Origin of the sequence: Nocardia sp. NBC_01499, from assembly GCF_045040275.1 — a bacterium.
Taxonomy (GTDB): domain Bacteria; phylum Actinomycetota; class Actinomycetes; order Mycobacteriales; family Mycobacteriaceae; genus Nocardia.
Map to the genome: position 1 here is coordinate 22564 of NZ_CP109426.1, position 25901 is coordinate 48464.

Genomic DNA, 25901 nt, shown 5'->3' on the forward strand with positions numbered 1-25901 from the left:
GGCTGTCCGAATCCATGATCGCTCCTTCCGAACCGGTAGTGCTCCCTCCTCGCCGCAAGGCGGAGGTCGGCGCTACTCAATGCTCGTTCCAGGAACCGAGATCCGGCAATCGCGGGTCCGTTGAATGGACCCACTGCCGACCGGACAACTCCGTCGGGGGCAGTCGAATGCCAGGTCGCCGTCGAATTCGACGAAACTACCGATCGACAGCACTATCCAATAGCGCTGCCGCGTGTCCGTCCGATCAGCGGTGTTGCGCACCAGAAAGTGCCGCCGTCAGCTGACGGGCAGCGTCCAGCGTCGCCGAAATGAATTCCTCGCGTACAGGTTTGGACGCCTCGGCGCGCAGCGGACCGAGCTGGACCTCGAAGGCGGCGGTACCGGTCGCGTCGAAAACCGGGGCCGCGAGGTAACTCAACGGAAGCGCGTCGTCGGAGTCCAATTCGCTTCTGCTGAACGGCCGCGACGTGAGCGCCGCGAGCTGGCGCAGGGCGCGGGTGCGCAGATGTGGCTGCAGCAGTTCGGATCCCACGGCGCCGAGTAGATCGGCCAGCAAATCGACCATGCCCGCGTCATCGGCCAGCGGCCGGAAAACTGCGACCCCGCGCTCGCGAACCAGGGCGAGCAGCGTGCCCGCCGTGCGCCGGTCCGCACCGGCGGCGGTCGCCGTCCAAGCGTTCTGCTCACTCGCCGAACGCCACGGCATCACGCTCGCACCAGCCGGGAATTGCAGCGGAATACGATGTCCGACAGGGATTCCCGGCACGACGCGATCGGTGCCGTGCCGGACGTCGAGGACGGTGAGCCGGTCGGGTTCGATACGACTGAACGTCGCGCCGGATCCCGTCCTGGCGGCGAGGGTCGCGAGGATCGCGCCGACACCGCTGGGGAGTGCGGCGCCGTGCAGCCCGGCCAAGGCGGGGCCGATCGCGTAACCGCGGTGCGCGTCCCGGCCGACCCAGCCCGCCGCGGCGAGTTCCGCGAGGATCGCGCTCGCGGTGGCGCGGGCGATATCGAGGCGCTCGGCGACCCCCGCGACGCTGATCGGTTCCGTCGACGTCGCGAGCAGCGAAACGATGTCGATCACCCGACGAGTCGGCGGGGACGCTGCTCGGTCCGGCATGGCGGAACCCCTTGTCTCTGCTCGGGCGGTCGACCTACTATGTGTCGAATATTAGTGCACTATATGTCGAATATTCGACACTCGTAGGTCCGGGACGGCTGGCGGGGGTCGCGGAGGAGTGCGAATGATTCTGGATCGGTTCCGCATAGACGGACAGGTCGCCATCGTGACGGGCGCGGGCCGCGGCCTTGGCGCCGCGATCGCGGTGGCCTTCGCGGAGGCGGGCGCGGACGTCGTCATCGCGGCCCGCACCAAGAGCCAGCTGGACGAGGTGGCCGAGCGGGTAGCCGCGGTGGGACGCCAGGCCCACGTGGTGCCCGCGGATCTGAGCGATATCGATGCCACCGCGGCACTCGCCGCGACCGCGGTGGAGCGCTTCGGCCGACTGGACATCGTGGTCAACAACGTCGGCGGCGCCATGCCGTGCACCCTGCTCGACACCACACCGCAGGCGCTCGTCGACGCGTTCAACTTCAACGTCACCAACGCGCACGCACTCGTCCGTGCCGCGGTGCCCCGTATTCTCGAAACCGCCGGTGGCGGTTCCATTCTCAACATCACCTCGACCATGGGCCGACTGCCGGGCCGCGCGTTCGCGGCATACGGCACCGCCAAGGCGGCACTGGCGCACTACACGAAACTGGCCGCGCTTGACCTGAATCCGCGCATCCGCGTGAACGCGATCGCCCCCGGCTCGATTCTGACCTCCGCGTTGGAGATCGTCGCGAACAATGACGCGATGCGTACCCAACTGGAAACCAAGACGCCGTTGCAGCGCATCGGTGACGCTGAGGACATCGCCGCGGCCGCCCTCTACCTGGTTTCCCCGGCGGGCAAATACCTCACCGGCAAGGTGCTCGAACCCGACGGCGGCTTGATCACCCCGAACCTCGACCTCCCGATTGCGGACCTGTGACATGGCCTATCGCGTAGTGCAGTGGGGCACAGGCAATGTCGGGCGGCACGCCCTCGCTGGCATCATCGCCAACCCCGACCTGGAGCTGTCAGGGGTATGGGTGTCGGGCCCGTCGAAGTCGGGGGTGGACGCGGGAACCCTTGCCGGGCTGGATCATTCGGTCGGCGTGGCCGCGACGACGGATACCGACGCCATCCTCGCCACGAAGCCCGATTGTGTCGTCTACTGTTCGATGACCGACAACCGCTTGATGGAAGCCATCGGCGACCTGCAACGGATCCTCGGCGCCGGAATCAATGTCGTCGCCTGTGCCCCGGTCTTCTTCCAATACCCGTATGGCGTCCTGCCCGACGAGCTGCTGAAGCCGGTGCAAGAGGCTGCGGCGCAGGGCAATTCGTCGCTGTGGGTCAATGGCATCGACCCAGGTTTCGCCAACGATCTACTGCCGCTCGCGCTCGCGGGCACCTGTCTGCGCATCGACCAGCTCCGCTGCGTCGAGATCGTCGACTATGCCAGCTACGACAATCGCGAAGTCATGTTCGACATCATGGGATTCGGCAAACCTCTCGGCGACATCCCGATGCTGCTCCAGCCGGGCGTGCTGTCACTGGCCTGGGGCGGCACCGTCCGCCAGCTCGCCGCGGGCATCGGCGTCACCCTCGACGCGGTCACCGAAACCTACCAGCGGATCCCGGCCACCCACTCCTTCGACATCGCCACCGGCCACATCGCCGAAGGCACCGCTGCCGCACTGCGTTTCGAGGTGCGTGGCATGGTCGGCGACACTCCCGTCACGGTGCTGGAGCATGTCACCCGCCTGCACCCCGACCTCTGTCCGGACTGGCCGCAGCCCGCTCACCACGAAGGCTCCTACCGCGTCGAAATCACCGGCGAACCCAGCTACGCCATGGATTTGGTGACGTCGAGCCGCAACGGCGACCACAACCACGCGACCCTGCTCGCCACCGCCATGCGGATCGTGAACGCGGTCCCTGCCGTGGTCCAAGCGCCACCGGGCATCTTGACAGCCTTGGATCTACCGCTGATCACCAATCCCGTACAGCACTAACCTTATTCGCGCGCTCGATACCGCTCGAGCAACCGAACGTGCCCCGGTTCGAGTTCCTCGATCGAGCCGACGCCGAGCAGCCGCATGGTTCTGACTATCTGGGTGCGCAGGATGTCGATCGTGCGGTCGACACCTGCCTCACCCCCGGCCATCAACCCGTACAGATAGGCGCGCCCGACGAGGGTGAACCGTGCGCCGAGGGCGAGGGCGGCGACGATATCGGCGCCGTGCATGATGCCGGTGTCGAGGTGGATCTCCATGTCGTCGCCCACTTCCCGCACCACCGACGGCAGCAGGTGCAGCGGTACGGGCGCGCGATCCAATTGCCGCCCACCATGATTCGACAGCACGATGCCGTCGACGCCGAGCCCGGCCAGCCGCTTCGCGTCGTCGACGGTCTGCACGCCCTTCACCAAGATCTTGCCCGGCCAGTTCTCCCGGATCCAGGCCAGATCATCGAACCCGACGGTCGGGTCGAACATGGCGTCCAGGAGTTCGGCCACCGTCCCCGACCAACGGTCGAGCGAGGCGAACGCCAGCGGCTCGGTGGTCAGAAAGTCCCACCACCACCATGGCCTGCGCAGCGCGTCGAGCGCACCGGTCAGCGTGATCGACGGCGGCACCGTCATGCCGTTGCGCACGTCACGCAGCCGGGCACCCGCCACCGGCACGTCGACCGTGACGACGAGGGTGTCGAAGCCCGCCCGCGCCGCTCGCTCGATGAGCCCCATGGATCGATCACGGTCGGTCCACATGTAGAGCTGAAACCAGTTGCGGCCGTTGGGTCCTGTCCCCGCCGCGAGGTCCTCGATCGCCGTGGTGCCCATCGTGGACAACGTGAACGGAATGCCCGCGCGTTCGGCCGCACGCGCCCCCGCCAGCTCGCCCGCCGTGTGCATCATCCTGGTGAACCCGGTGGGCGCGATACCGAACGGCAGCGCGGCCGTCCTGCCGAGCACCTCCACCGCGGTGTCGGTGACGGCGACGTCACGCAGGATCGCGGGACGGAACTCGATGTCGGAGAACGCCTCCCGGGCTCGGCGCAGGCTGATCTCGGCATCGGCGGCGCCGTCGGTGTAGTCGAACGCGACCTTGGGGGTGCGCTTGCGAGCCAACTCGCGCAGCTCCCAGATCGTCTGGGCGCGAGCGAGTTTGCGCTCCCGACCGCCGAACGGACGCTCGAACTTGACCAGCGGCGCGAGCTCGCGGGGACGCGGTAACCTGCGCGCGGTCACCGGGCCGCCCCGGCGACCTGTGCCGCGGTGCGCAACCGCAGCGAATGCATGCCGCCGTCGACCTCCAGCATCGTCGCGGTGACGGACGCCGCGGCCGGACCGGCCAGATAGGCGACAGCGCTGGCGACTTCATCGGCCGAGACCAGGCGCCCGTGCGGCTGACGTGCCTGTAGCGCGGCCAGCTCGGCGGCCGGATCGGCACTGGCGGCCAGTAGCCGCTGCACCCAGGGTGTGTCGACGGTGCCGGGATTGACGCAGTTCACCCGAATACCCTCCCGGAGATGATCTGCGGCCATAGCTCGGGTGAGCGAGAGTATCGCGCCCTTGCTCGCGCTGTACACGGCGCGGTCGGGCAGCCCGGTGGTGGCCGCGATCGAGCAGATGTTGACGATCGCGGCGGCCGGTGAGCGCCGCAGGTGGGGGAGTGCGGCGCGGGAAACGCGCACCGTGCCGAAGACATTGACCTCGAACACGCGCCGCCATTCGTCGTCGGTGTGGTCCGCGATGGTCCCCTGCGCGCCGATGCCAGCATTGTTGACGAGAATATCGATCCGCCCGAAGGTATCGACGACTCCCGCGATCGCGCCGCGCACCGACTCGTCGTCGGCAACGTCGCAGCGCACGGCCGAGGTGTCGCGCGGGTCGAGATCGAGCACCGCCACCCGCGCGCCCGCCGCCGCCAAGGTCTCGGTGACCGCCTTCCCGATGCCGGACGCACCACCGGTAACCACCGCCACCAGCCCATCGAACGTGTCCTGCGACGACATACCGACCACCTTCTCCCCTCGGTTCCGGTGCGTGACTTCGCCGCCGGACAGGTCCGATGTTTAACACTGGCGAAGATAACACCGATCGCCAGCGTTCGCGCCAGATTGCCACTGCGCAACCAGGATTGACGAATTCTCGAACATCCATTGCGCGAGCAGACATCCGATGTATAGTCGTGATCCAGATCACTATCTGGAACGAGGATCACCCCATGGCGCACCTCACGGCGCTGGACACGCTAGACGTCCGGTTCCCGACCTCGCGCGAGCTGGACGGCTCGGACGCGATGAACCCCGACCCCGACTATTCGGCGGCCTACGTGATCCTTCGGACCGATGACCCGGCCGGGCCGCAGGGTCATGGCTTCGCGTTCACCATCGGCCGGGGAAACGACGTCCAGTGCGTCGCGATCCGATCGCTCGAGCACTTGGTGGTCGGCCGGGACGTGGCCGAGATCGCCGGGAACCTCGGAGGATTCGCCCGCGCCCTCGCCGCCGATTCCCAATTGCGTTGGCTCGGACCGGAGAAGGGCGTCATGCACATGGCGGTGGGCGCGGTGATCAACGCCGCGTGGGATCTCGCCGCGAAACTCGCCGGAAAACCGGTGTGGCAGTTGGTCGCCGAGATGTCGCCGGAGCAGATCGTCGACCTGGTCGACTTCCGCTACCTCACCGATGCCATCACCCCCGACGAGGCACTCGAGATTCTCCGCCGCGCCGAACCAGGTAGGCACGAGCGCACCGCCCGCTTGCTCGAGACCGGATATCCGGCATACACGACCTCGCCGGGCTGGCTCGGCTACTCCGACGACAAGCTGGCCCGGCTGGCGCGCCAGGCGGTGGCCGACGGATTCGGCACCATCAAGATCAAGGTGGGCCGCGATGTGGACGAGGACGTGCGCCGGGTCGAGGTCGCCAGGGCGGCGATCGGGCCCGATATCGGACTGGCCGTCGACGCGAACCAGCGGTGGGATGTCGACGCGGCCGTGGACTGGATTTCCCGTCTTGCACCGGCGAATCCGGCCTGGGTGGAGGAGCCGACCAGCCCGGACGACATCCTCGGCCACGCCGAGATCCGCCGCCGTGTCGCGCCGGTGCGCATCTCGACCGGCGAACACGGCCAGAACCGGATCCTGTTCAAACAGCTGCTGCAGGCCGGTTCCGTCGACATCTTGCAGATCGATGCGGCCAGGGTCGCCGGGGTGAACGAGAATCTGGCAATTCTGTTGCTGGCGGCCAAGTTCGGTGTTCCGGTGGTGCCGCACGCGGGTGGTGTCGGGCTGTGCGAGCTGGTCCAGCATCTGGCGATGATCGACTACCTCGCGATCACCGGAACCATGCGGGACCGCGCGATCGAATTCGTCGACCATCTGCACGAGCATTTCCGCCATCCGGTGCGTGTGGTCGGCGGACACTATCTCGTGCCACGCGAGCCAGGGTTCAGCGCCGAAATGCTGCCCGAATCGCTGCGCGACTACGCCTATCCGACCGGAGCCGCGTGGCGCGCGGATCCACAGGCCCGCTCGACCCAACAGCAGGAGATCGCATGAAAACCGCCAGCATCATCGGCGTAGCCCTCGGCGCCACACTGGTCATCGCCTCGGGTGCCGCCTGCTCCCGAGAACCCACCGACACCGGGAACACGGCGCCAGCCGTCACGGTGGGGGTCGGCGCGGACAACGGCGTCCTCGTCGGCGCGGATCAGCCGCGTTCGGATTCCGACTTCTGGAGCGCCTACGCGGGCTATCTAGGGCCGAAGGCCGCCGCGGTCGGCGTGAAGCTGGAGAACACCTCCTCCGACAACGACGCCAACCGGCTCAAGTCGAACGTCGACACCCTGCTGTCGAAGAACGTCAAAGCGATCATCATGGCGCCGCAGGACACCGCCGCGGTGAAGCCCGCGCTCACTGCGGCGGCGGCGAAGAATGTGCCGGTGGTCAGCGTCGACACCCGCCCGGACAGCGGCGGGGTGTACATGGTCGTGCGAGCCGACAATCGCGCCTATGGCACCAAGTCGTGTATCTATCTCGGTGAAACACTCAAGGGCGCAGGCAAAGTCGTCGAGTTTCAGGGCGACCTGAGTTCGATCAACGGGCGCGATCGGTCGGAGGCGTTCGCGGACTGCATGAAGACGCGCTACCCCGGCATCAAGGTGATCGAGATCCCGACCGACTGGAAAGGCGATCGTGCCGTCTCCGGCCTGCAGGACAAACTGCTGACCGATCCCGATATCAACGGCATCTACATGCAGGCCGGTGGCGTGTTCCTGCAGTCGACGATGGCCTTGCTGCGGCGCAGCAACAAACTGGTGAAAGCCGGTGCGCCAGGCCACATCACGATCGTGTCGAACGACGGCATCAAGGCCGAGCTCGACGCCATCGAAGCGGGCGATATCGACGCGACCATCTCCCAGCCCGCCGATCTGTACGCGCAGTACGCGGCGTTCTACGCCAAGGCCGCCGTCGACGGCCGCAAGTTCACGCCGGGGCCAACCGATCACGGGTCGACGATCATCGACACCGGCGTCGGCGGCACCCTCGAAGACCAGCTGCCCGCCCCGGTCGTCACCCGAACAGGCGGCAAGGTCGGCGAACTCGACACCCTGACCACCACCGCGCCCGGCCTGTGGGGTCACGGCGGATGACCGGCGAACCCATTGCCGAAGCGATCGATGTGTCGAAACGGTTCGGCCGCAACGTGATCGCGCTCGACCGGGTCGGCCTGCGGGTGGAAGCCGGGCGGACGCACGCGTTGGTCGGCCGTAACGGTGCGGGGAAATCGACGCTCGTGTCGATACTGACCGGGCTCGCGACTCCCGATGAGGGGGAGGTGCGGTTCAACGGTCTTCCGGCGCCGTCGCCCGCCGACCGGGACGCCTGGCGGTCCAGGGTGGCGTGTGTGTATCAGAAGTCGACGATCATTCCCGATCTGTCGGTGGCGGAGAACCTGTTCATCAACAGCCAAGGCTTCGGCGGCCGAATCATCAACTGGCGCAAGGTACGTGGTCGAGCGCGTGCACTCCTCGACACGTGGTCGGTGCCGGTCGATGTCGATACCGTCGCCCGCGATCTATCCGTGGAGCATCGTCAGCTGGTCGAGATCGCGCGCTCGCTCTCGCACGGCGCGCGGTTCATCATCCTGGACGAGCCGACCGCGCAGCTCGACGGACCCGCGATCAAACGGCTGTTCAACAGGATCGGGGATCTGCAGGCGCAGGGCGTCACCTTCTTGTTCATCTCCCATCACCTGGACGAGACCTACGAAATCTGCCGTGATATCACCGTTTTCCGCGATGCCAGGCACGTGCTGACCGCGCCGGTCGCCGAGCTCGGCAAGGCGGCGCTCATCGCCGCGATGACCGGCGATTCGGTCGAACTCGAAACGCCGGTCGCGCGGCGCGACCCCGATGGCACGGCGGCGCCGACGCTGCGGGTCGAAGGTCTCTCGCGGGCAGGCGAATTCGACGAGGTGGTGTTCGAGGTCAAACCGGGCGAGATCGTCGGACTCGCGGGCGGTGGCAGTAGCGGCCGGATCGAGGTCGCCGAGACCATCGTCGGATTGCGCAAGGCGGCAGCGGGTTCCATCATCGTGTCCGGCAATCGGCTGCGCCGCGGTGGAGTTCGCGCCGCACTCGACGCTGGCATCGGCTTCGTGCCCCGCGATCGGCACGAGGAGGGCCTGATTCCGGAGATGAGCGTCGCCGACAACGCCACCCTGACCGTGCCGCACCGGCTTGGACGCCTCGGGCTGCTGTCGCGTCGCACCCGGAACACGGTGGCGGGCAAGGCCATCGATGAGCTCGGCATCAAAACCGAGGGCCCCGACCAGAGCGTCGCCGAACTGTCGGGCGGTAATCAGCAGAAGGTGGTGTTCGCGCGTGCGCTGGCCACCGATCCCGCGGTGCTGGTGTTGATCACGCCGACGGCGGGCGTCGATGTCCGGTCGAAGGAAACCCTGCGCGGTGTCGTGCGCGACGCCGCCGACCGCGGCACCGCCGTCCTGGTGGTGTCGGACGAGCTCGACGATCTGCGCGACTGCGATCGGGTCCTGGTGATGGTGCAGGGCCGGATCGCTGAAGAATTCGAGAAGGGTTGGGGCGACAAGGAACTCGTCGCCGCCATGGAAGGACTGTCATGACCTCGATCGCCACCAACGAGCCAACCGCGCGGCGGTCGCTGGCAACGGTGCGCTGGGGTGCGCTGCGCGACTTCCTGCTTGTGCCACCGATTGTGCTGGTGCTGGTGGTCGGCTACTTCATCAACACCAACTTCGTCTCCTCGACCAACCTGACCAACGTGCTGACCTCGATGAGCGGTATCGCGCTCATCGTGCTGGCCGAGGTGCTTGTGCTGGTGGTCGGCCGGATGGACCTGTCGCTGGAGTCGACCTTCGGGCTCGCCCCCGGTGTCGCCATCTGGGCGACCATGGGCACCGCGAAGGTCGGCGCCTACACCTGGACCTCGCCGTGGATGGCCATTCCGATCGCGCTGCTCGTCGGCCTCGCCGTCGGCGCGCTCAACGGGGTGCTGATCGTCCGGTTCGGGTTGAACGGTTTCATCGTGACCCTGGCGATGCTGATCGCCCTGCGCGGGCTGCTCACCTTCCTCACCGAGGGTTTCACGCTCACCAAGATTCCGCCGTCGGTCGAATGGCTCGGGAACACACGGATATTGGGTGTTCCGGTCGATGTGGCGCTCTGCCTGGCGCTGTTCCTCATCGGCTATCTCGTGCTCACCTATACGACGGCCGGGCGCGCCCTGTACGCCGTCGGCGGCAACGAGGCCGCCGCGCGGGCCGCGGGCATCCGTACCGATAACGTTGTCATCGCCGTGCTGATCATCGCGGGCGGGCTCGCCGCGATCGGCGGGCTCATCTACTCGGGACAGTTCGCCAGCGTGCAGGTCAGCCAGGGTGACGGGATGATCTTCCAGGTGTTCGCCGCCTGCGTCATCGGCGGTGTCGCGCTCAATGGCGGGCGCGGGTCGGTGCTCGGCGCGTTCTTCGGTGTCCTGATCCTCACGCTGATCCAGAAGCTGCTGTCCTACGGCGGGGTCAGCGCGGATTCGCTGAAGTTCATCAACGGTGCGCTGATCCTGGTCGCCCTGGTGATCACCCGCGTCGCCAGCGGACGACGGCAGGAGTGAGCGTGCGAATCGCGTTGCACACCAAGCTGAAACCCGGCGCCGAGGCCGAGTACGAGGCGGCACACCGTGCGGTGCCCGCCGAACTAGCCGCCGCCATCAGGGACGCCGGTGCCACGTCCTGGACCATTTGGCGCAGCGGCACCGACCTGTTCCACGTGATCGACTGTGCCGCTTACGATCTGCTGCTGAGCCGGTTGGCGGAACTGCCCGTCAACGTCGCGTGGCAGCTGCGGATCAACGAGTATCTCGAAGCGGCGCACGACTATTCGGCGGTGGGGACCGACGCGGCACTGCCGGTGGTGTGGGAGCTGAATCCCGCCGGAGAAGCCGGTGAATGACGTAGCCGACATCGTCCTCGGCGGCGCGGGGTACGCGGGGCTGTTCCGTGCGGTCGACGAGGCGGACGCGCAAGCGGGCATCGCGGCGGCCTGGGACGCGGGGATTCGCGCCTTCGACACCGCCCCGCACTACGGCGCGGGCAGCAGCGAGGAACGGCTCGGTCGATTCCTGCGGTCGCAGCCGCGATCGTCGTACTCGGTGTCGACGAAGGTAGGACGGCTGCTCTATGACGATCCGCTCGCGTCCGACGGTATCGATGACTTCTACGGCGCGCCGAAACGCTCACGGCGACGCGACTATTCGGCGGACGGCGTGCGGCGTTCGCTGGAGGACTCACTGCAACGACTCGGCATGGACCGGGTCGACCTGCTGCTGATCCACGATCCGGACGACCATCAAGACCAAACTCTCGCCGCGGCGATGCCCGAACTGGAGCGAATGCGCGCGGCGGGCATCGTCGCGGGCATCGGCGTCGGTGTTAACGACGTGGACGTAGCGCTGCGCTTCGTGCGCGAGACCACCATCGATCACGTCATGATCGCTGGTCGCTACACGCTGCTCGACCGTCGCGCGGACACCGAGCTACTCCCCGAATGCGCGCGCCGAGGCATTCGAGTACTCGTCGCCGGTGTCTTGAACAGCGGAATCCTGGCCGATCCCACCCGCAGGGCCACTTTCGACTACCGGCCCGCACAACGCGACATCATCGAACGCGCGCAGGCGATGGAGCGCATCTGCGCGAAATACGATGTCCCCCTGCGCGCGGCCGCGCTACAGTTCCCGCGCCGGAACCCGGCGGTCGGCGCCACCGTCATCGGCGCGGGCATAAAGACGGAAATCGAGGACACCATCGCGATGCTGAACACCGCTGTCCCGGAAGACCTTTGGCACGAACTGGACCGGTGCACATGACCCGCAAGGCGGGGTGGTCAGCCTGCGGCGCGGTGCAGCCACTCCATGACGCCTGCCACGTGGGCGAGGGCCCGGGCGTGCGCGAGTTCCGGATCGCGGGCGGCGATCGCATCGCAGATGCCGCGGTGCTCGGCGACGGTGCGCTCGAACGCCCGCTCCTCGGTGATGCCGCGCCAGATCCGGGCCCGCATGGTCGGCAGCGACAGCGAATCCAGCAGGGAGGCAAGCACTTTGTTGCCCGAGGCGGCGGCGATGGCGCCGTGGAACTCGAGATCGAGCGCGACGAGCTCGGTCACCGAGTTGTGCTCCGGTTCGACGAGGGTGCGCAGGCGCGCGATCCGGTCCGCCGGCATCGATTGCGCGGCGAGGGCGGTGGCGGCGGGTTCGAGGATGCGCCGGATACCGAGAATGTCCAGCACCGAGTTGTCCTGATGGAATTCGAGCAGGAAGCTCATCGCGTCGAGCAGCGACTTCGGTTCGAGGCTCGCCACATAGGTGCCGTCACCCTGCCGCACGTCCAGGATTCGGACCAGCGACAGCGCGCGCACCGCTTCGCGCAGCGAGTTGCGCGAGACGCCGAGCTGGGCGGCCAGGTCCGCCTCGCGGGGCAGCCGCGCGCCCGGCTCGAGATCGCCCGAGATGATCATCGCCTTGATCTTCGCTATCGCGTCGTCGGTGACCGACACCTGATTCCTTCGCCTTCGAGGATGTGAACGTATGCCTCCGATGACTGTAGACTCCCACGTCCATATCTGGCGGATAGACGGCGGAATGTTCGACGTCGAGTACGACTGGCTGACCGAGACATCGGATGTTTTGTACCGGAATTACACCCTGGCGGATGTGCGGCCGGACCTACTCGAGCACGGTATCGGCGCGGTCGTGCTGGTGCAGGCCGCCGATTCACTCGCCGAGAATCGCGCCCTGCTTGCTGCCGCGACGGCATGGCCGCACCCGGCCGCCGTGGTCGGCTGGCTGCCACTGCATCGGCCCGATATCGTCGCCGCCGAGCTGCCCCGACTGCACGCGCATCCCGAATTCGTCGGGGTAAGGCACATGATCCACCGCGACCCCGACCCGAAATGGCTACTGCGACCCGAGGTTTCGGACGGCCTGGCACTGATCGCCGACGCGGGACTCGTCTTCGACGCGGTGGCCGAACGCCCGGATCTGCTCGCGCAGGTGCCACAGATCGCGCGCGAACACCCCGACCTGACCATCGTCCTCGACCACCTGGGCAAGCCACCCATCGCGACCGGCGGCTGGCAACCATGGGCCGATCTACTCGCCGAGGCGGCCGCCGAGCCCAACGTGGTCGCCAAGATCTCCGGCCTGGCCACGGTATCCGGCACCGAGATCAACGCCAGCCGCTGGCAGCCCTACGTCGACCACGCAGTGGCGTGCTTCGGCCCAGCGCGGCTGATGGTCGGCGGCGACTGGCCTTTCACGCTCACCGCCGCCTCATATCGGACCGTCTGGCAGACCACCCTCGACACGCTGGCCAACCTGACCCCGGCCGACCGCATCCAGGTACTGACCGAAGTCGCCTGGCGCACTTACCAACTACCGCTCGCACCGACCTGGCACACCGAAGGGGAACCCGAATGAAGTTGCAGCGCATCGGCGAAGTGGGCGCGGAGCGACCGGTCGTGATCGACGGCGGCTACGCCTACGATCTGCGCTCGCTCACCCGAGACATCGACGGCGACTTCCTCGCCGCCGACGGTATCGCGGCCGTCGCCGCGGCGCTCGCGGCGGGCAGCCTGCCGCGCGTCGACATCACCGGCGAGCGCATCGGTGCCCCGGTCGCGCGCCCGCAGGCGGTGTGGTGCATCGGCATGAATTACGCCGCGCACGCGGCGGAATCGGGTTCGGCACCGCCGCAGACCCCCGTCGTCTTCTTCAAGACCCCGAACACCGTGATCGGCCCCTACGACGACGTGCTGATCCCGCGCGGCGCCAAGAAGACCGACTGGGAGGTGGAACTCGCGGTGGTCATCGGCCGCCGCGCACGCTACCTCGACTCCGTCGACGAGGCGCTGAATCACATTGCGGGATATACCATCTCGAACGACGTCTCCGAACGCGCCTTCCAGCTCGAACAATCGGGCGGCCAGTGGTCGAAAGGCAAGTGCTGCGAGACCTTCAACCCACTCGGCCCCGCGCTCGTGCCGCGCGCCCGGCTCGACCCAGGCAACCTGCGGCTGCGCTCGTTCGTGAACGGCGAAGCGCGCCAAGAATCCAGCACCGCCGACCTCATCTTCGACGTCGGCTACCTCGTCTGGCATCTGTCCCAGTACGCGGTCCTCGAGCCCGGCGACATCATCAACACCGGAACCCCGGCGGGGGTGGCACTTTCGGGTCGTTTTCCGTACCTGCGCGACGGCGATGTAGTCGAGGTCGAGATCGAGGGGATCGGCCGGGCCAGACAACGATGCCGCGATGCCGTGATCGAATCAGCGCAAGCACCGGTCCAGGCGTAAGCCCGGTCGGTTATTCCGCGGCGAGAACCTCCAGTGCCCGATCCACGTCCTCGACGGCGTTGTACAGGTGGAAGGAGAAGCGCAGCCCGCCGTTACGCGCCGAGGTGATGACATCGGCCTGCTCCAGGCGCGGCGCCGCGTCACCCGCGCCGAGGACGGAGACGATCGGCGAACGGGTCGGCACCGCCTCTAGACCGAGTTCGGTGAGTCCGGCCCGGAAGCGGTCGGCCAGTCCGAGGTTGTGCGCGTTGATCTTCTCGACCGTCAACTCCTCGATCAGCGAGAGCCCCGCGCTCGCGGCGGTCACGCCGAGCCAGTCGGGGGTGGAATCGAATCGACGGGTGGTGGACGGCAGCTTGGCCGGGTTGTACAGCTCGGCCCACGGGTCAGCGGCCGCGTACCAACTTGGTGCGAGCGGGCGCACCGTCTCGGTCGCCTCCGGTCCGGCGGCGAAGAACGAGACGCTGCGTGCGCCCATCAGCCACTTGAAGGTCGAACACACCCAGTAGTCGGCGTCGGCGAAGCTCAGCGGCAGCCAGCTCGCCGCCTGTGTGGCGTCGATCAGCAGCCGTGCGCCGTGCGCCCGCGTTGCCGCCCGCAGCGTCGGCAGATCGGTGATCCGCCCGTCCGCGGACTGTACCACGCTCACCGCGACCAGCGCGGTCTCCGGCCGCACCTCATCGGCGAGGCGCTCCAGCGGCACGAAACGCACGGTGAGGTCACCGCGGTGCAGGAAAGGCATGGTGACAGAGGCGAATTCGCCCTCGGCCACCAGCACCTCGGCGCCGGGCGGCAGCGCGACGGCGATCGGACCGATCAAGGGGGCGGCGCCATTGCCGAGCGCGATGTCATCCGCGGTGGCACCAGCCAGCAGCCCGGCGAACGACTCGCGCAGCTGCGGCACCAGGTAATCGTTCGTCATCGGGCCGCCTCGGCCCAGTGCCCACCGCGCGGTCGTCTCGCGGACGGCGGCCAGCGAACGCGCGGGCGGCAGCGCGTACGAGGCGGTGTTGAGGTAGGTGACTTCGGACGAGAACTCAGCGGGCGCGAGGGAGGACATAGTTAGGAGCATCCGCCGCCGTCGCGTACCCGTCCAGCGCCAGCATGCCGAAAGTGGACCGAAACCTACTTCGGCGTCGGTGTCGCCCACATGTTCGTCAGTAGTTGGTGGCTCGGTGTGTCGGCCAGCGACTGCATCGATTCGTAGATCCGCTGGTAACTGGTCGACGCGATGCGCCAGCTGCCGTCGGCGTCGAGCCGATAGGTGTCGGAATAGTAACCGGCGCCTCGGATCAGCACACCGTATTCGGTGGCAATGACCGTGTCCTCGAAAGCCCATGAGCCAGTGGCGGTCTCGCCGTCGACAACGATCTCGGGATGGTTCGCGATATGCACCGAGACCACCGATGGACCGAGGTTCTCGCGCATGAACGCGGTGATGGCGTCGCGACCGTCCAGGTTCAGCGGTTCGCCGAGCGCGTGGGTACCGTAGCGTCCGACGGCGTCGACGGCGAGGGTGTCGCCGAACTCGTCCCACCGTTTGAGGTCGAGCGTCCGAAAGTATCGGTACTTGAGCTGGCGAACGGCTTCGATGGCGGCGAGATCCATCTCATCAGCGTGGCACGCGACCGGGCGGCAGACAATAACCTGTTCTAATTTGTCTGCGCTGCGGACAATCGAACGTGTCCCGCGCCGCCCGATGGGTATTCGACAGAGCGAGGCATGCCGAAACCAGCGCATGCGCTCACCGCACCGAATGTCTCGTCACGATCGGGAGTCTGCTGTGAACGACAGCCCTGTTACCTCGCCCAACCCCCACGATCCGTCCCTCGACCAAGCGGTTGCCTTGCACGCGGCCGCGATTCGCCTCGAGGAAGAGTTCGAAGGCCTGATCACCGACGACGCCATCGAACAGTTCCTCCGCTCGGCCTACGACCACGTCGCCGATCACGCGACCATCGACAACTTCCTCCCGCTACTCGCCGAGCGCTATACGCGAGAGTGGTTGTACGCCTTGGTCGGTCAGCAGAGCAGTTCGGTATAGCTGTCAAGATTCGTTCCCGGCTACCGAGAAGATCCGTAGTGCTCTCCGTAGTTTCCGGGATTCCACGGCACGCTCGCCGAGGCACTGTGATGGGTGACACAAACGTGATCTAAGCTCTAGGCGAGCACACAGTGGAGGTGAGCTATGACGGTCGAGGCGGTGACACCTCCCGAGTCCGGCGAGTTATGGACGGGAACGGGACAGGTATCGGCTCGGCCGCCACAGCCGCCGGTGTCCATGATCGAGCGAATGACGTTGATACTGGACGCATTCGACAGTGCGACACCGACGCTCACCCTGCTCGGCCTTTCCGAACGCACCGGCCTGCCGCGCTCGACGGTGCATCGCATTCTCGACCAGATGATCCGATTACGGTGGCTCGCGCATGCCCCCGGCGGCTATCGACTAGGCATGCGCACGCTGGAGCTGGGCGGACTTGCCGCCGACCACAACGAGATTCGCGATGTGGTGAGCCCGCTGCTGCACGATCTCTGTCAACGCACCGGCATGGTCGGACACCTCGGCGTACTCGACGGCCGCGAGGTGCTCTACCTCGACAAGGCGGGCGGCCGGTTCGCCGCCACCGTCCCGACCCGGCTCGGCGGCCGAATGCCCGCGCACAGTACGGCTCTCGGCAAGGCGCTGCTTGCCTCCTTGGAACCGAGCATCGTCGAAACCTCGTTCCGCGATCACCTGCCGCAGCTGACGGCCCGAACCATTTGCGACAGAGCCGAATTGCATCGCGAACTCGCGCGCATCCGACAGCGGCAGGGCGTCGCGGTGGACAACGAGGAATCGGTCGCGGGCATCGCCTGCGTCGCCGTTCCCCTCCGCGGTCGTGGTGCCGCGGTGGCCGCGCTGTCGCTATCCGGTCAAATCGGCGGCGAGCGAACAACTTTGGACACCGCGCGGCTGGCCCGCGTGCTGGTCGAGGTCGCGCACGAGGCAGGTCGTTCGCTGTTCCCTCGGCACGCCCGCTGGCGCTGAAGCCCTCAGTGCGGGATCGCGTCGATGATGGCGCGCGCGCCCTGGCGGAGCAGGTCCGCGCCGACGAAGAAGCCAAGTGCCTGCGGATCTTCCGGCACGCCCCAGTGGTGCGAGTCGAGCCACTGGGTGCCGTCCTGGCTGAATACCTTGCCGTGCAAGGTGAGTCGGCCGGTGCGGTCGGTGCTCGCGTAACCCGCGATGGGGGAGTTGCAGTGTCCCTGCAGGGCATGCAGCATGGCGCGCTCGGCATCGGCCTGACGGTGCGTGTCCGGGTGATCGAGGCGGGCGCCGAGGTCGAGCACTTCGGCGTCGGTGGCGCGGCACTCCAGCGTGATGATGCCGGCGCCGATGGGCGGGCACATGGTGTCGAGGTCGAGGGTTTCGGTGATCCGATGGGCCTGGTCGACGCGATGCAGGCCGGAGACGGCCGCGATCAGCACATCGATATGACCCTCTTCGAGGCGAGCAAGCCGGGTATTGACGTTGCCGCGCAACGGTTTCACCGTCAGGTGCGGGTAGTGCAGGCGCAACTGTGCGGCCCGGCGCACCGAGCTGGTGCCGACCACGGTCCCCTCGGGCTGTTCGGCAAGCGGGGCGCCGTTACCGGTGATCACCGCGTCGTGCACGTCATCGCGCGAGAGATATCCGGCGAACGCGAGGCCCTCGGGCACCGGGATATCGCCGGGAATGTCCTTGAGGCAGTGCACCGCCAGGTCGGCCTCGTCCACCAGCAGCGCGTGGTCGATCTCCTTGACAAAGGCGCCCTTGCCGCCGAGCTTGGCCAGATCACCCATCCAGCGATCCCCCGCGGTGGTGACCTTGACCAACTCGCTGCCCACCCCGAGCCCACCAAGCAACCCGGCGACCTGCTCCGCCTGAGCCACCGCCATGGGACTGGACCGAGTAGCGATCCGAATAATGCGCGCACGCGACATGCCCGGCACCTTACTCCTGCCCCGGCCGCACGCCGCGCCGAGCTGCCCGCCCAGTGATTTCCCGCACCGAGAATCGCCTGCGGGCTGTTGCGAAATGAGGGGTGGGTGTTGTCTGGCCGCGTAGTGGCCGGACAACATGTTTGGTGGGTTGGTGGGTGTGTCGGGGGTTGGTGATCGATGATGTGTTGGTGGCCAAGGGTTATCGACCGGTGGAACGTGATCAACAGTTTTTGATGCCGCCGGATATGCGGGAGTGGTTGGCTGATTCGGATCCGGTGTGGCTGGTGATCGAGGCGGTGGCGGGGTTGGATACTTCCCGGTTGCATGCCAAACGCCGCACTGGTGGTGTGGGTCGTGCCGGGTATGACCCGGAGATGTTGCTGACACTGTTGATCTGGGCGTGGGCTCAGGGGCAGCGGTCCTCGCGCAAGATCGAGTGGTTGTGCTCGCGTGATGTGGCGTTTCGGGTGATCTGTGCCGGGGATGTGCCTGATCATGTGACGATCGCCCGGTTCCGTGCCGAGTTGGCTGATGTGGTGGAGGAGTTGTTCTCCCAGGTGCTGGTGTTGTGCGCACGGCTGGGTTTGGGCCGGTTGGGGGTGGTGGCGATCGATTCGGTGAAGATCGCCTCGAACGCGTCGTTGAGCGCGAACCGCACCGGGAAGGGATTGCGGGCCGCGGCCGCTGAGCAGGCCGGCACTGATGCCGCGCGGGCCGCCGCGCGGGCCGCGGCGCGGGCCGCGGCCGCTGAACACGCCGCGACAGACGCCGCCGAGGATGAACAGTTCGGGCCCGGTGAACGCGGTGGCGGGATGCCCGCGGAATTGGTCGAGCCCTCGGCGCGGGCGGCGCGGATCGCTCGGGCGTTGGCCGAGCTCGAGGCCGAGACCACCGAGCGGGCCGCGGGTCGTGCGGCGCGGATCAGCGACTATCAGCGTCGTCGTGACGAGCAAGGTCAGCGGGTCGGGACCCCGCCAGCCGAGATCCGGGTGCAGATATTGACCCGGAACTGGGAACAAGCCCGCGCCGCACAGCAGCAGAAAGTCCAGGACTACCACGCCGGTGGGTCCCGGCGTGGTCGCCGGCCCGTACCGGTGGACGAAGCGTTCGCGGTGCGACGGGTCCGCAAGGCCCTGGACCGGGCCATCGCCGCCGCCACCCGCGAGCAGGCCCGGCCCGAGCGAAAGACTCAGCGCAACATCACCGATCCCGAATCCCGGCCGATGCCGCTGCGGGGTGGGGGCTGGTTGCAAGGGTTCAACTGTCACACCGTCACCAGCAGCGACGGACTGATCATCACCACCCACCTCACCAGCAACCCCAGCGACACCGCCGGTTTCACCGACATCATGGCCAAAACCCACACCGCCGCCGACCTCATTACTAGCCATCAACCCGCAGGAACCGTCGAAAATCCTTCCATGGCAATGCTTCTCGATGAATACCTCACCGCAACAACCCAGACCGAAGCTACCGCGGCATCGCTGGGCGAACCGTCGGCGACCGGAATCGGGATACTGCTCGCCGATACCGGCTACCTGTCCACCGACAACCTCACCACCGCCGGACCCGAGCGGCTCATCGCCGTCGGTAAACGCCGTGACCTGGCCACCATCGCAGCCACCACCGGGCCCCCGCCCGCCGATGCCACCGCGATCCAGAAGATGACTCACCTGCTGGCCACCTCCCAAGGCGCGGCTCTCTACCGCCACCGCGGCCACATCGCCGAAACCCCCTTCGCTCACGCCAAACACAACCTCGGGTTCCGCCGCTTCACCAGCCGCGGCCACTACCGCGCCACCACCGAATTCAGCTTCCACGCCCTGGTCCACAACCTGTTCAAAGCCATCAGCACCGGGCATCTCACCCCCACTCCCTGCTGACAAGCACCCGGTGGTGGCCGGCCGCGAAGCGGCCGGCCACCACCGAAGCCCATTTCTCATTCCGCAACAGCCCGCCTGCGTTTTCCGGTGCGGGAAATCAGAAATGGTGCGGCGGGTGGTACTGGCGTGGTGACAATAAGGGGGTCGAGGGGGCTCGGAGTAGGAGCGTGTGTGATGTACAGCGACGAACATCAGGAATTCCGGGCGATGGTCCGGCGCTACGTCGAGCAGAAGATCAACCCGCATGTCGACGAGTGGGAGCGGGCCGAAATGATGCCGCTGCACGAGGTTTTCGCCGATATGGCCAAGCTCGGCATCCTCGGGCTCGAATACGACCCGGCCTACTCGGGGCAGGGCGCCGATCACCTGTTCACGGTGGTGCTGTGCCAGGAGCTGGGTCGTGTCGCGCACGGGTCGTTTCCGATGGCGCTCGGCGTGCACGTCGCGATGGCGACGCCGTCGCTGCACGCGCACGGCAGCGAGGAACTCAAGCAGGAGTACCTGGCGCCCGCCATGCGCGGTGAAACCGTCTGCGGCGTAGCGGTTACCGAGCCGGAGGCCGGTTCGGACGTGGCCGGAATCCGGACCAGCGCGCGCCGCGACGGCGAGGACTGGGTGATCAACGGCTCGAAGATCTTCATCACCAATGCCGTTCAGGCGGACTGGCTGTGCACCCTGGTGCGCACCTCGCCGGAGGGCGGGTATCGGGGGATCAGCCAGATCATCGTGCCCACCGACACCCCCGGCTTCCGGGTGGACCGCAAGCTGGACAAGCTCGGCATGCGCGCCTCCGACACCGGCCTGCTGACCTTCGAGGACGTGCGAGTTCCGGTGCGCAACACCATCGGCGAGATCGGCCGCGGCTTCCAGCAGCAGATGTCGCAGTTCGTGATGGAGCGCATGTTCGCCGCGTACAGCGCGCCGATCAGCTGCGCCATGGAACTCGAGCTGACCCGCGACTACGCCAAGCAGCGAAAGGTGTTCGGCCAGCCGCTGTCGGCGAACCAATACCTCCAATACACCTACGCCGAGCTCGCCGCCAAGGTGGACATGCTGCGCGTCTACACCGAGGCCATCGCCCAGTCCTATACCGGCGGCGGTGACGTCACCCGGATGGCCACCATCGCCAAGCTCGAGGCGGGCAGGCTCACCCGGCAGGTGGCGGACTGGTGTCTGCAGGTGCACGGCGGCATGGGTTATATGGAGGAGACCTGGACTTCCCGCGCCTACCGGGACAGTCGCCTGCTGAGCATCGGCGGCGGTGCGGACGAGGTGATGCTGCGCGTGCTTTCGCTGATGGACGGCTTCGCATAGCCCGCATTACCGCGAGTAGCCGTGTGGCAGCGCGAAATCCGCACCGCGCATGTCGGCCGGTGAATTTCCGGTGGGCTGCCGAGGTGTCCAGCAGGATGCTGGGCATTTGCCTCATGCTTGCTGAAGCGTGAGTCTTTCACTGCGGAGAATTTACGTTCCCGACGTGCGCCTGCCGTTCGACTGCTTTCCTATGGACGTCAGGATCGACAGTCCGTGAGGAGTGAGTCGTAGTCGGGGAGCGATGCACCGGATACCGATCAACCAACGACACTTCCGTTCGGGGTGGCTGTGGTCCGCGATCGGCTTGGTCGCGATCGCGGGTGTCGCGGTGTGGCTGACCCGCCCGGAGCCGCTGCACTGCGATACGCCGAACGCGCTTGCCACCTCGGCGACCTCGAATGTGCTGGTACAGTCGGCGACCTCGCGAACGCCGGTGGCCGCCACCAGTATTGGGCCGACCACGACCGCCGCGCCGGCACCGCAACCCGTCGTCTCGGGGGAGGCTCGCTTCTATTCGTTCAGCCAGGGGGTCTCGTGCTCGTTCCCCGGACTGCCGATGGACGGTTTCTATGTGGGGATGTCGACGCCGGAGTTCGGCAAGGCCGACCCATGCGGCGCCTACCTCGACATCCAGGGGCCGCGCGGCGACGTGCGCGCGCTCATCGTCGACCGTTGCCCGGCATGTGCTCCGGGACAACTGGATTTGAGCGTCGCCGCCTTCACCCAGCTCGCCGATCTGTCCGACGGGGTGGCCAAGGTCCGCTACAGCGTCGTGCGCGATCCGGAGCCGCCGCCCGAACTGTCCTATCAGGTGAAGCCGGATTCCACCCGCTCCTGGTTCGCGATCCTGTTCAGCGGTGCCGGAAACCCGTTGCGGGAGGTCGCCATTCGGCCATCCGGCGGCGGCGCCTGGCAGAACCTCACGCGCGGCATCGACAACTACTGGTCCGTCTCCGGCGCCGGATCCGGACCGTTCGACGCACGGGTCACCGACGTGCATGGCAACCAGGCGGAGGTCAACGGCATCACCATGGCACCGGGGCTGCGCCCCACCGGAGCCCGGCTCTACAGTGCGACACCGCCCTTCGCCACGCCGGCGACCACGCAGCCGCCGGTGACCGTGCCGACCACCCTGGCCGCCGCGCCGTCCTCGTCATCGAATCTGTCGTCGGCGAGCTGTAGGCGCTAGCGGAGTTTCGCGGCAAGGGCCTTGCCCGCGGCGCGCCCGGAGAAGATGCACCCGCCGAGGAAGGTGCCCTCCAGCGCGTTGTATCCGTGCACGCCGCCACCACCGAACCCGGCCACCTCGCCCGCCGCGTAGAGGCCGGGGAATGCGGTGCCGTCCTGGCGCATCACCTGCGAGTCGAGATTGGTCTGCAAGCCGCCCAACGTCTTTCGGGTGAGGATGTTCAGCCGGACCGCGATGAGCGGTCCCGCCGCCGGGTCGAGAATGCGGTGCGGCTTGGCGACCCGGCTGAACTTGTCGCCGAGGAACTGGCGCGTGTTGGTGATCGCCATCAGCTGACTGTCCTTGGAGTACTTGTTCGCCACATCCCGGTCCCTGGCGACGATCTGGCGTTCCAGGGCGTCGTAGTCGAGCTGCGGGCCGCGCGCGATCTTGTTCATCCCGGCTACCAGGTCGCGCAGGTTGTCCGCGACCACGAAATCGGCGCCGTGCTTCTTGAACGCCTCCACCGGACCCGGCGCGCCCTTGGCGAACCGGCTCTCCAGCGTGAGTTTGAGGTCCTTGCCGGTGATGTCGGGGTTCTGCTCCGAACCCGACAGCGCGAACTCCTTCTTGATGATCGACTGGGTGAGCACGAACCAGGAGTAGTCGTAGCCGGTGGCCAGGATCTCCTTCATCGTGGACATGGTGTCGAAGCCGGGGAAACACGGTGCGGGCAAACGCTTTCCGTTCGCGTCGAACCACAGCGAGGACGGCCCCGGGATGATCCGGATACCGTGGTCGGGCCAGATCGAATTCCAGTTGTTGATGCCCTCGGTGTAGTGCCACATGCGGTCCCGGTTGACGATGGCGCCGCCCGCGGACTCGGTGATGCCGAGCATCCGCCCGTCCACATGCGCGGGCACACCGGAAATCATAGTCTCCGGGCACTTGCCGAGCCGCTCGGTCGGCCAGTTGCGCCGGATCAGCTCATGGTTGTGCCCGATGCCGCCGGAGGTGACGATCACCGCCTTCGCCCGGAACTCGAACTCGCCGACGATGTTTCGCGACGACGCCTTGCCGCGCTCGAGGTCGGTCTCCGCCAGGACGCTGCCGCGCACGCCGACCACGGCACCGTCTTCGACGATCAACTCGTCGACGCGATGCCGGAAGCTGAAGCCGACCAGCCCTTTTCGCTCACCCGCCAGCACCGGCTCAGCGAACACCCGCACCACCTCGGGCCCGGTGCCCCAGGTGAGATGGAAGCGCGGCACCGAATTGCCGTGTCCGTCAGCGAAACCCCCACCGCGCTCGGCCCAGCTGACCAGCGGGGTCACCTTGAGCCCGAGTTCGTGCAGATAGTCACGCTTCTCGGTGGTCGCGAACCGGACGTAGGCCTGCGCCCACTGCCTGCCCCACCGATCCTCGTCGTCGCGGTCGAAACCGGCCGAGCCGAGCCAATCCTGCAGCGCCAGGTCATAAGAGTCCTTGATGCCGAGGCGGCGCTGCTCCGGTGTGTCCACCATGAACAATCCGCCGAGCGACCAAAAGGCCTGTCCGCCAAGGTTGTTGCGGTTCTCCTGATCGAGTACGTGCACCTTGCGGCCGGCCTTGACCAGCTCGTGGGTCGCGACAAGACCGGCAAGCCCGGCGCCGACGACGATGACATCTGCCTCGGTGGCGAATGCGGGATCGGACATGTTCATCCTTCGGGTTCGGTGCTGTAGGCCAGCACGACGTGATAGATGAGGTCGGTGCGTCGGCGCCGCACGACGCGGCTGCGCGGTTCCATCAGCACCTGCACACTGGTGCCGTCGTGCACCGCGACGAGCGCCTGGCCGAGTGCCTCCGGGTCGGGCACGGTGCGGCCGATCTTGGCAAGCCCGGCGACGATGGTCGGCATCAGCGCGTTCACGATCGCCTCTTCGCGCGCGGCCATCACCCTGCGCAGTTCGGGATTGCGCAACGCGTGGGTGGTGAACTCCGCGGTGATCCGATACCAGCCCTCGTCGACCGGAACCGCGCGCTCCAGGCGTTCGATCGAGGTGCGCACGTCGTCGGTGCTGCCGACCGGGATGTCGTCGAGTAGGCGGGTGACCTCGGCGAGCATGGCGGCCGACCGCTGCTCCCACATGGCGAGGAACAGTTCGTCGAGCGAGCCGAAATTGGAGTAGAAGGCGCCGCGGGTGAATCCGGCCCGCTCGCAGACCCGTTCCACGGTGGCCTTGCCGAAGCCCTCTTCGGAGAACGCCTCGTACGCGGCGGTGAGCAATCGATCCCTGGTCTCGGCACGGCGGCGGGTGACCCTGGTCGCGGAGGTTTTCGCTTCGGTGGACGACGCCAACGCCGCACCTCCTCGGGTGAGACCGGCGAGCGCCGGTCAAACGGATACAGAAATGTATTCAATACATAAATGTATCAGAAGCGGAGCTGTGACGTGGCGAAATCGGACGAGTATGGTTGGCGCAGCTCGAAACGGCCGTGCATCCTTACGACGAGGGGAGATCGGTATGAACGAGGTTGCCCGGTCCACATCGATGACCGGTTGGCGGGTGCGTCGCCCGGGTCCGATCGATGACGGGCCGCTCGATCAAGTGCGCGAGCCGGTGCCCGAGCCCGCCGCCGACGAATTGCTCGTGCGTGTGCTTGCATGCGGTGTCTGCCGAACGGATCTGCACGTGGCGGAGGGCGACCTGTCGGTGCATCGGGTGGGGGTCGTGCCGGGCCACGAGGTGGTCGGTGAGGTCGTGGAAGTCGGCTCGGCCGTCGGGGCTGGGGCGGAAGGGTCGCGGTTCACCGAGACCTTCGCGGTCGGCGACCGGGTCGGCATCGCGTGGCTGCGCCATACCTGTGGCGCCTGCAAGTACTGCCTGCGCGGCGCCGAAAACCTGTGCCCCCGTTCGGCATACACAGGCTGGGACGCCGACGGTGGATACGCCGAATTCGCCACGGTGCCAGCCGCTTACGCGCTGCGGCTACCGGATGGCTACAGCGATGCCGAGCTGGCACCGCTGCTGTGCGCCGGCATCATCGGCTACCGGGCGTTGCAGCGGGCAGCCCTGCCGCCCGGCGGACGCCTCGGCCTCTACGGTTTCGGCGGCAGTGCACACATCGCCGCGCAGGTCGCCCTGGCCAGGGGCGCGGAGCTGCATGTGATGACCCGCGATCCGGCCGCGCAGGAGCTGGCCAGGGAACTCGGCGCCGCCTCCGTGCAGGGCGCGGCGGATCCGCCTCCGGTACAACTGGATTCGGCGATCTTGTTCGCACCCGTCGGCACCCTGGTGCCGCCCGCGCTAGAGGCCCTTGATCGCGGTGGCATCCTGGCTATCGCGGGTATTCACCTCAGCGACATCCCGGCCCTGAATTACCAGCGACATCTGTTCGAGGAACGCGAAATTCGCTCGGTTACCGCGAACACCCGCGCCGATGCCCGCGAATTTCTCACCCTCGCAGGCGAACATCGCATAGAAGTGACCACCCGTGGGTACTCCTTGGGGATGGCAAATCAGGCCCTTGCCGACCTCGCGCACGGACGTTTCACGGGCGCAGCGGTTCTCGTGCCATAGAAAAGATACGCCAGGACAC

25 protein-coding genes are annotated in these 25901 nt (G+C 67.2%); 16 read left to right on the plus strand and 9 right to left on the minus strand.

The features are described from left to right. Positions 1-244: 244 nt before the first annotated feature. A complete protein-coding gene (locus OG203_RS00040) occupies positions 245-1123 on the minus strand; it encodes a helix-turn-helix domain-containing protein (protein WP_405163551.1) in 879 nt (292 codons plus the stop codon). A gap of 124 nt (positions 1124-1247) precedes the next feature. Between OG203_RS00040 and OG203_RS00045 the strand changes: the two genes are divergently transcribed. Beyond that, a complete protein-coding gene (locus tag OG203_RS00045) occupies positions 1248-2039 on the plus strand; it encodes an SDR family oxidoreductase (protein WP_405163552.1) in 792 nt (263 codons plus the stop codon). Between the two features lies 1 nt (position 2040). Beyond that, positions 2041-3108: a diacylglycerol kinase gene (locus tag OG203_RS00050; RefSeq protein ID WP_405163553.1), complete on the plus strand. Its 1068-nt coding sequence runs from the start codon at positions 2041-2043 to the stop codon at positions 3106-3108. 2 nt (positions 3109-3110) lie between these two features. Here the strand turns inward: OG203_RS00050 and OG203_RS00055 are convergent, their stop codons facing one another. Together OG203_RS00055 and OG203_RS00060 are read right to left on the minus strand one after the other, a co-directional pair. Continuing rightward, positions 3111-4343: an alpha-hydroxy acid oxidase gene (locus tag OG203_RS00055; protein ID WP_405163554.1), complete on the minus strand. Its 1233-nt coding sequence runs from the start codon at positions 4341-4343 to the stop codon at positions 3111-3113. After that, positions 4340-5110: an SDR family NAD(P)-dependent oxidoreductase gene (locus OG203_RS00060; protein WP_405163555.1), complete on the minus strand. Its 771-nt coding sequence runs from the start codon at positions 5108-5110 to the stop codon at positions 4340-4342. Before OG203_RS00060 ends, OG203_RS00055 begins: the two co-directional genes overlap by 4 nt. A 212-nt stretch (positions 5111-5322) precedes the next feature. Here OG203_RS00060 and OG203_RS00065 point away from each other — a divergent pair, with 212 nt between their 5' ends. From OG203_RS00065 to OG203_RS00090, 6 genes are read left to right on the plus strand one after another with little or no spacing between them, the layout of a single operon-like run. Continuing rightward, the gene (locus tag OG203_RS00065; protein ID WP_405163556.1) at positions 5323-6660 is read left to right on the plus strand and encodes an enolase C-terminal domain-like protein; all 1338 of its coding nucleotides are present in this window, start codon (positions 5323-5325) and stop codon (positions 6658-6660) included. Continuing rightward, positions 6657-7754, plus strand: a complete 1098-nt coding sequence (locus OG203_RS00070) for a sugar ABC transporter substrate-binding protein (protein WP_405163557.1) — start codon at positions 6657-6659, stop codon at positions 7752-7754. Before OG203_RS00065 ends, OG203_RS00070 begins: the two co-directional genes overlap by 4 nt. Beyond that, positions 7751-9247 carry a sugar ABC transporter ATP-binding protein gene (locus OG203_RS00075; RefSeq protein ID WP_405163558.1) on the plus strand — a complete coding sequence of 499 codons (1497 nt, stop codon included), beginning with the start codon at positions 7751-7753 and terminating at the stop codon, positions 9245-9247. Before OG203_RS00070 ends, OG203_RS00075 begins: the two co-directional genes overlap by 4 nt. Further along, the gene (locus tag OG203_RS00080) at positions 9244-10254 is read left to right on the plus strand and encodes an ABC transporter permease (RefSeq protein WP_405163559.1); all 1011 of its coding nucleotides are present in this window, start codon (positions 9244-9246) and stop codon (positions 10252-10254) included. The genes OG203_RS00075 and OG203_RS00080 overlap by 4 nt, the downstream gene beginning before the upstream one ends. 2 nt (positions 10255-10256) lie before the next feature. Then, on the plus strand, positions 10257-10592 hold the full coding sequence (locus OG203_RS00085) for an L-rhamnose mutarotase (RefSeq protein ID WP_405163560.1): 336 nt from the start codon (positions 10257-10259) through the stop codon (positions 10590-10592). Then, the gene (locus OG203_RS00090) at positions 10585-11505 is read left to right on the plus strand and encodes an aldo/keto reductase (RefSeq protein WP_405163561.1); all 921 of its coding nucleotides are present in this window, start codon (positions 10585-10587) and stop codon (positions 11503-11505) included. The genes OG203_RS00085 and OG203_RS00090 overlap by 8 nt, the downstream gene beginning before the upstream one ends. Positions 11506-11522: 17 nt before the next feature. On the opposite strand, the gene OG203_RS00095 is transcribed toward OG203_RS00090, so the two are convergent. Then, entirely contained in the window at positions 11523-12191 is a 669-nt protein-coding gene (locus OG203_RS00095; protein ID WP_405163562.1) for a FadR/GntR family transcriptional regulator, read from the minus strand. Positions 12192-12231: 40 nt separating this feature from the next. Here OG203_RS00095 and OG203_RS00100 point away from each other — a divergent pair, with 40 nt between their 5' ends. Then, complete coding sequence (locus OG203_RS00100) at positions 12232-13113, plus strand: amidohydrolase family protein (RefSeq protein ID WP_405163563.1); 882 nt, start codon at positions 12232-12234, stop codon at positions 13111-13113. Continuing rightward, entirely contained in the window at positions 13110-13988 is an 879-nt protein-coding gene (locus OG203_RS00105) for a fumarylacetoacetate hydrolase family protein (RefSeq protein ID WP_405163564.1), read from the plus strand. Before OG203_RS00100 ends, OG203_RS00105 begins: the two co-directional genes overlap by 4 nt. A 10-nt stretch (positions 13989-13998) precedes the next feature. Here the strand turns inward: OG203_RS00105 and OG203_RS00110 are convergent, their stop codons facing one another. Then, positions 13999-15048 (minus strand): aminotransferase class V-fold PLP-dependent enzyme, encoded by a 1050-nt coding sequence (locus OG203_RS00110; protein WP_405163565.1) that lies wholly within the window; start codon positions 15046-15048, stop codon positions 13999-14001. 65 nt (positions 15049-15113) lie between these two features. Then, positions 15114-15596, minus strand: a complete 483-nt coding sequence (locus OG203_RS00115; RefSeq protein WP_405163566.1) for a nuclear transport factor 2 family protein — start codon at positions 15594-15596, stop codon at positions 15114-15116. 175 nt (positions 15597-15771) lie between these two features. Here OG203_RS00115 and OG203_RS00120 point away from each other — a divergent pair, with 175 nt between their 5' ends. Together OG203_RS00120 and OG203_RS00125 are read left to right on the plus strand one after the other, a co-directional pair. Then, entirely contained in the window at positions 15772-16032 is a 261-nt protein-coding gene (locus tag OG203_RS00120) for a three-helix bundle dimerization domain-containing protein (protein WP_405163567.1), read from the plus strand. Between the two features lie 144 nt (positions 16033-16176). After that, the gene (locus tag OG203_RS00125; RefSeq protein WP_405163568.1) at positions 16177-17019 is read left to right on the plus strand and encodes an IclR family transcriptional regulator; all 843 of its coding nucleotides are present in this window, start codon (positions 16177-16179) and stop codon (positions 17017-17019) included. A gap of 5 nt (positions 17020-17024) precedes the next feature. On the opposite strand, the gene hemC is transcribed toward OG203_RS00125, so the two are convergent. Continuing rightward, positions 17025-18092 carry a hydroxymethylbilane synthase gene (gene hemC, locus OG203_RS00130; protein ID WP_405163569.1) on the minus strand — a complete coding sequence of 356 codons (1068 nt, stop codon included), beginning with the start codon at positions 18090-18092 and terminating at the stop codon, positions 17025-17027. 32 nt (positions 18093-18124) lie between these two features. Between hemC and OG203_RS00135 the strand changes: the two genes are divergently transcribed. From OG203_RS00135 to OG203_RS00145, 3 genes are all read left to right on the plus strand, one after another. After that, positions 18125-19837 carry a transposase gene (locus OG203_RS00135; RefSeq protein WP_405163570.1) on the plus strand — a complete coding sequence of 571 codons (1713 nt, stop codon included), beginning with the start codon at positions 18125-18127 and terminating at the stop codon, positions 19835-19837. 171 nt (positions 19838-20008) lie between these two features. Then, positions 20009-21151 (plus strand): acyl-CoA dehydrogenase family protein, encoded by a 1143-nt coding sequence (locus tag OG203_RS00140; RefSeq protein WP_405163571.1) that lies wholly within the window; start codon positions 20009-20011, stop codon positions 21149-21151. A 241-nt stretch (positions 21152-21392) separates the two neighbouring features. Further along, complete coding sequence (locus OG203_RS00145) at positions 21393-22340, plus strand: expansin EXLX1 family cellulose-binding protein (RefSeq protein WP_405163572.1); 948 nt, start codon at positions 21393-21395, stop codon at positions 22338-22340. On the opposite strand, the gene OG203_RS00150 is transcribed toward OG203_RS00145, so the two are convergent. Both OG203_RS00150 and OG203_RS00155 read right to left on the minus strand, forming a co-directional pair. Further along, complete coding sequence (locus tag OG203_RS00150; protein WP_405163573.1) at positions 22337-24016, minus strand: FAD-binding dehydrogenase; 1680 nt, start codon at positions 24014-24016, stop codon at positions 22337-22339. The two genes, OG203_RS00145 and OG203_RS00150, sit on opposite strands and share 4 nt — an antisense overlap. 2 nt (positions 24017-24018) lie before the next feature. Continuing rightward, positions 24019-24660, minus strand: coding sequence for a TetR/AcrR family transcriptional regulator (locus OG203_RS00155; protein ID WP_405163574.1), 642 nt, complete (start codon positions 24658-24660; stop codon positions 24019-24021). A gap of 166 nt (positions 24661-24826) precedes the next feature. On the opposite strand from OG203_RS00155, the gene OG203_RS00160 reads away from it, so the two are divergent. Further along, a complete protein-coding gene (locus OG203_RS00160) occupies positions 24827-25882 on the plus strand; it encodes a zinc-binding alcohol dehydrogenase family protein (protein WP_405163575.1) in 1056 nt (351 codons plus the stop codon). Positions 25883-25901 lie beyond the last annotated feature (19 nt).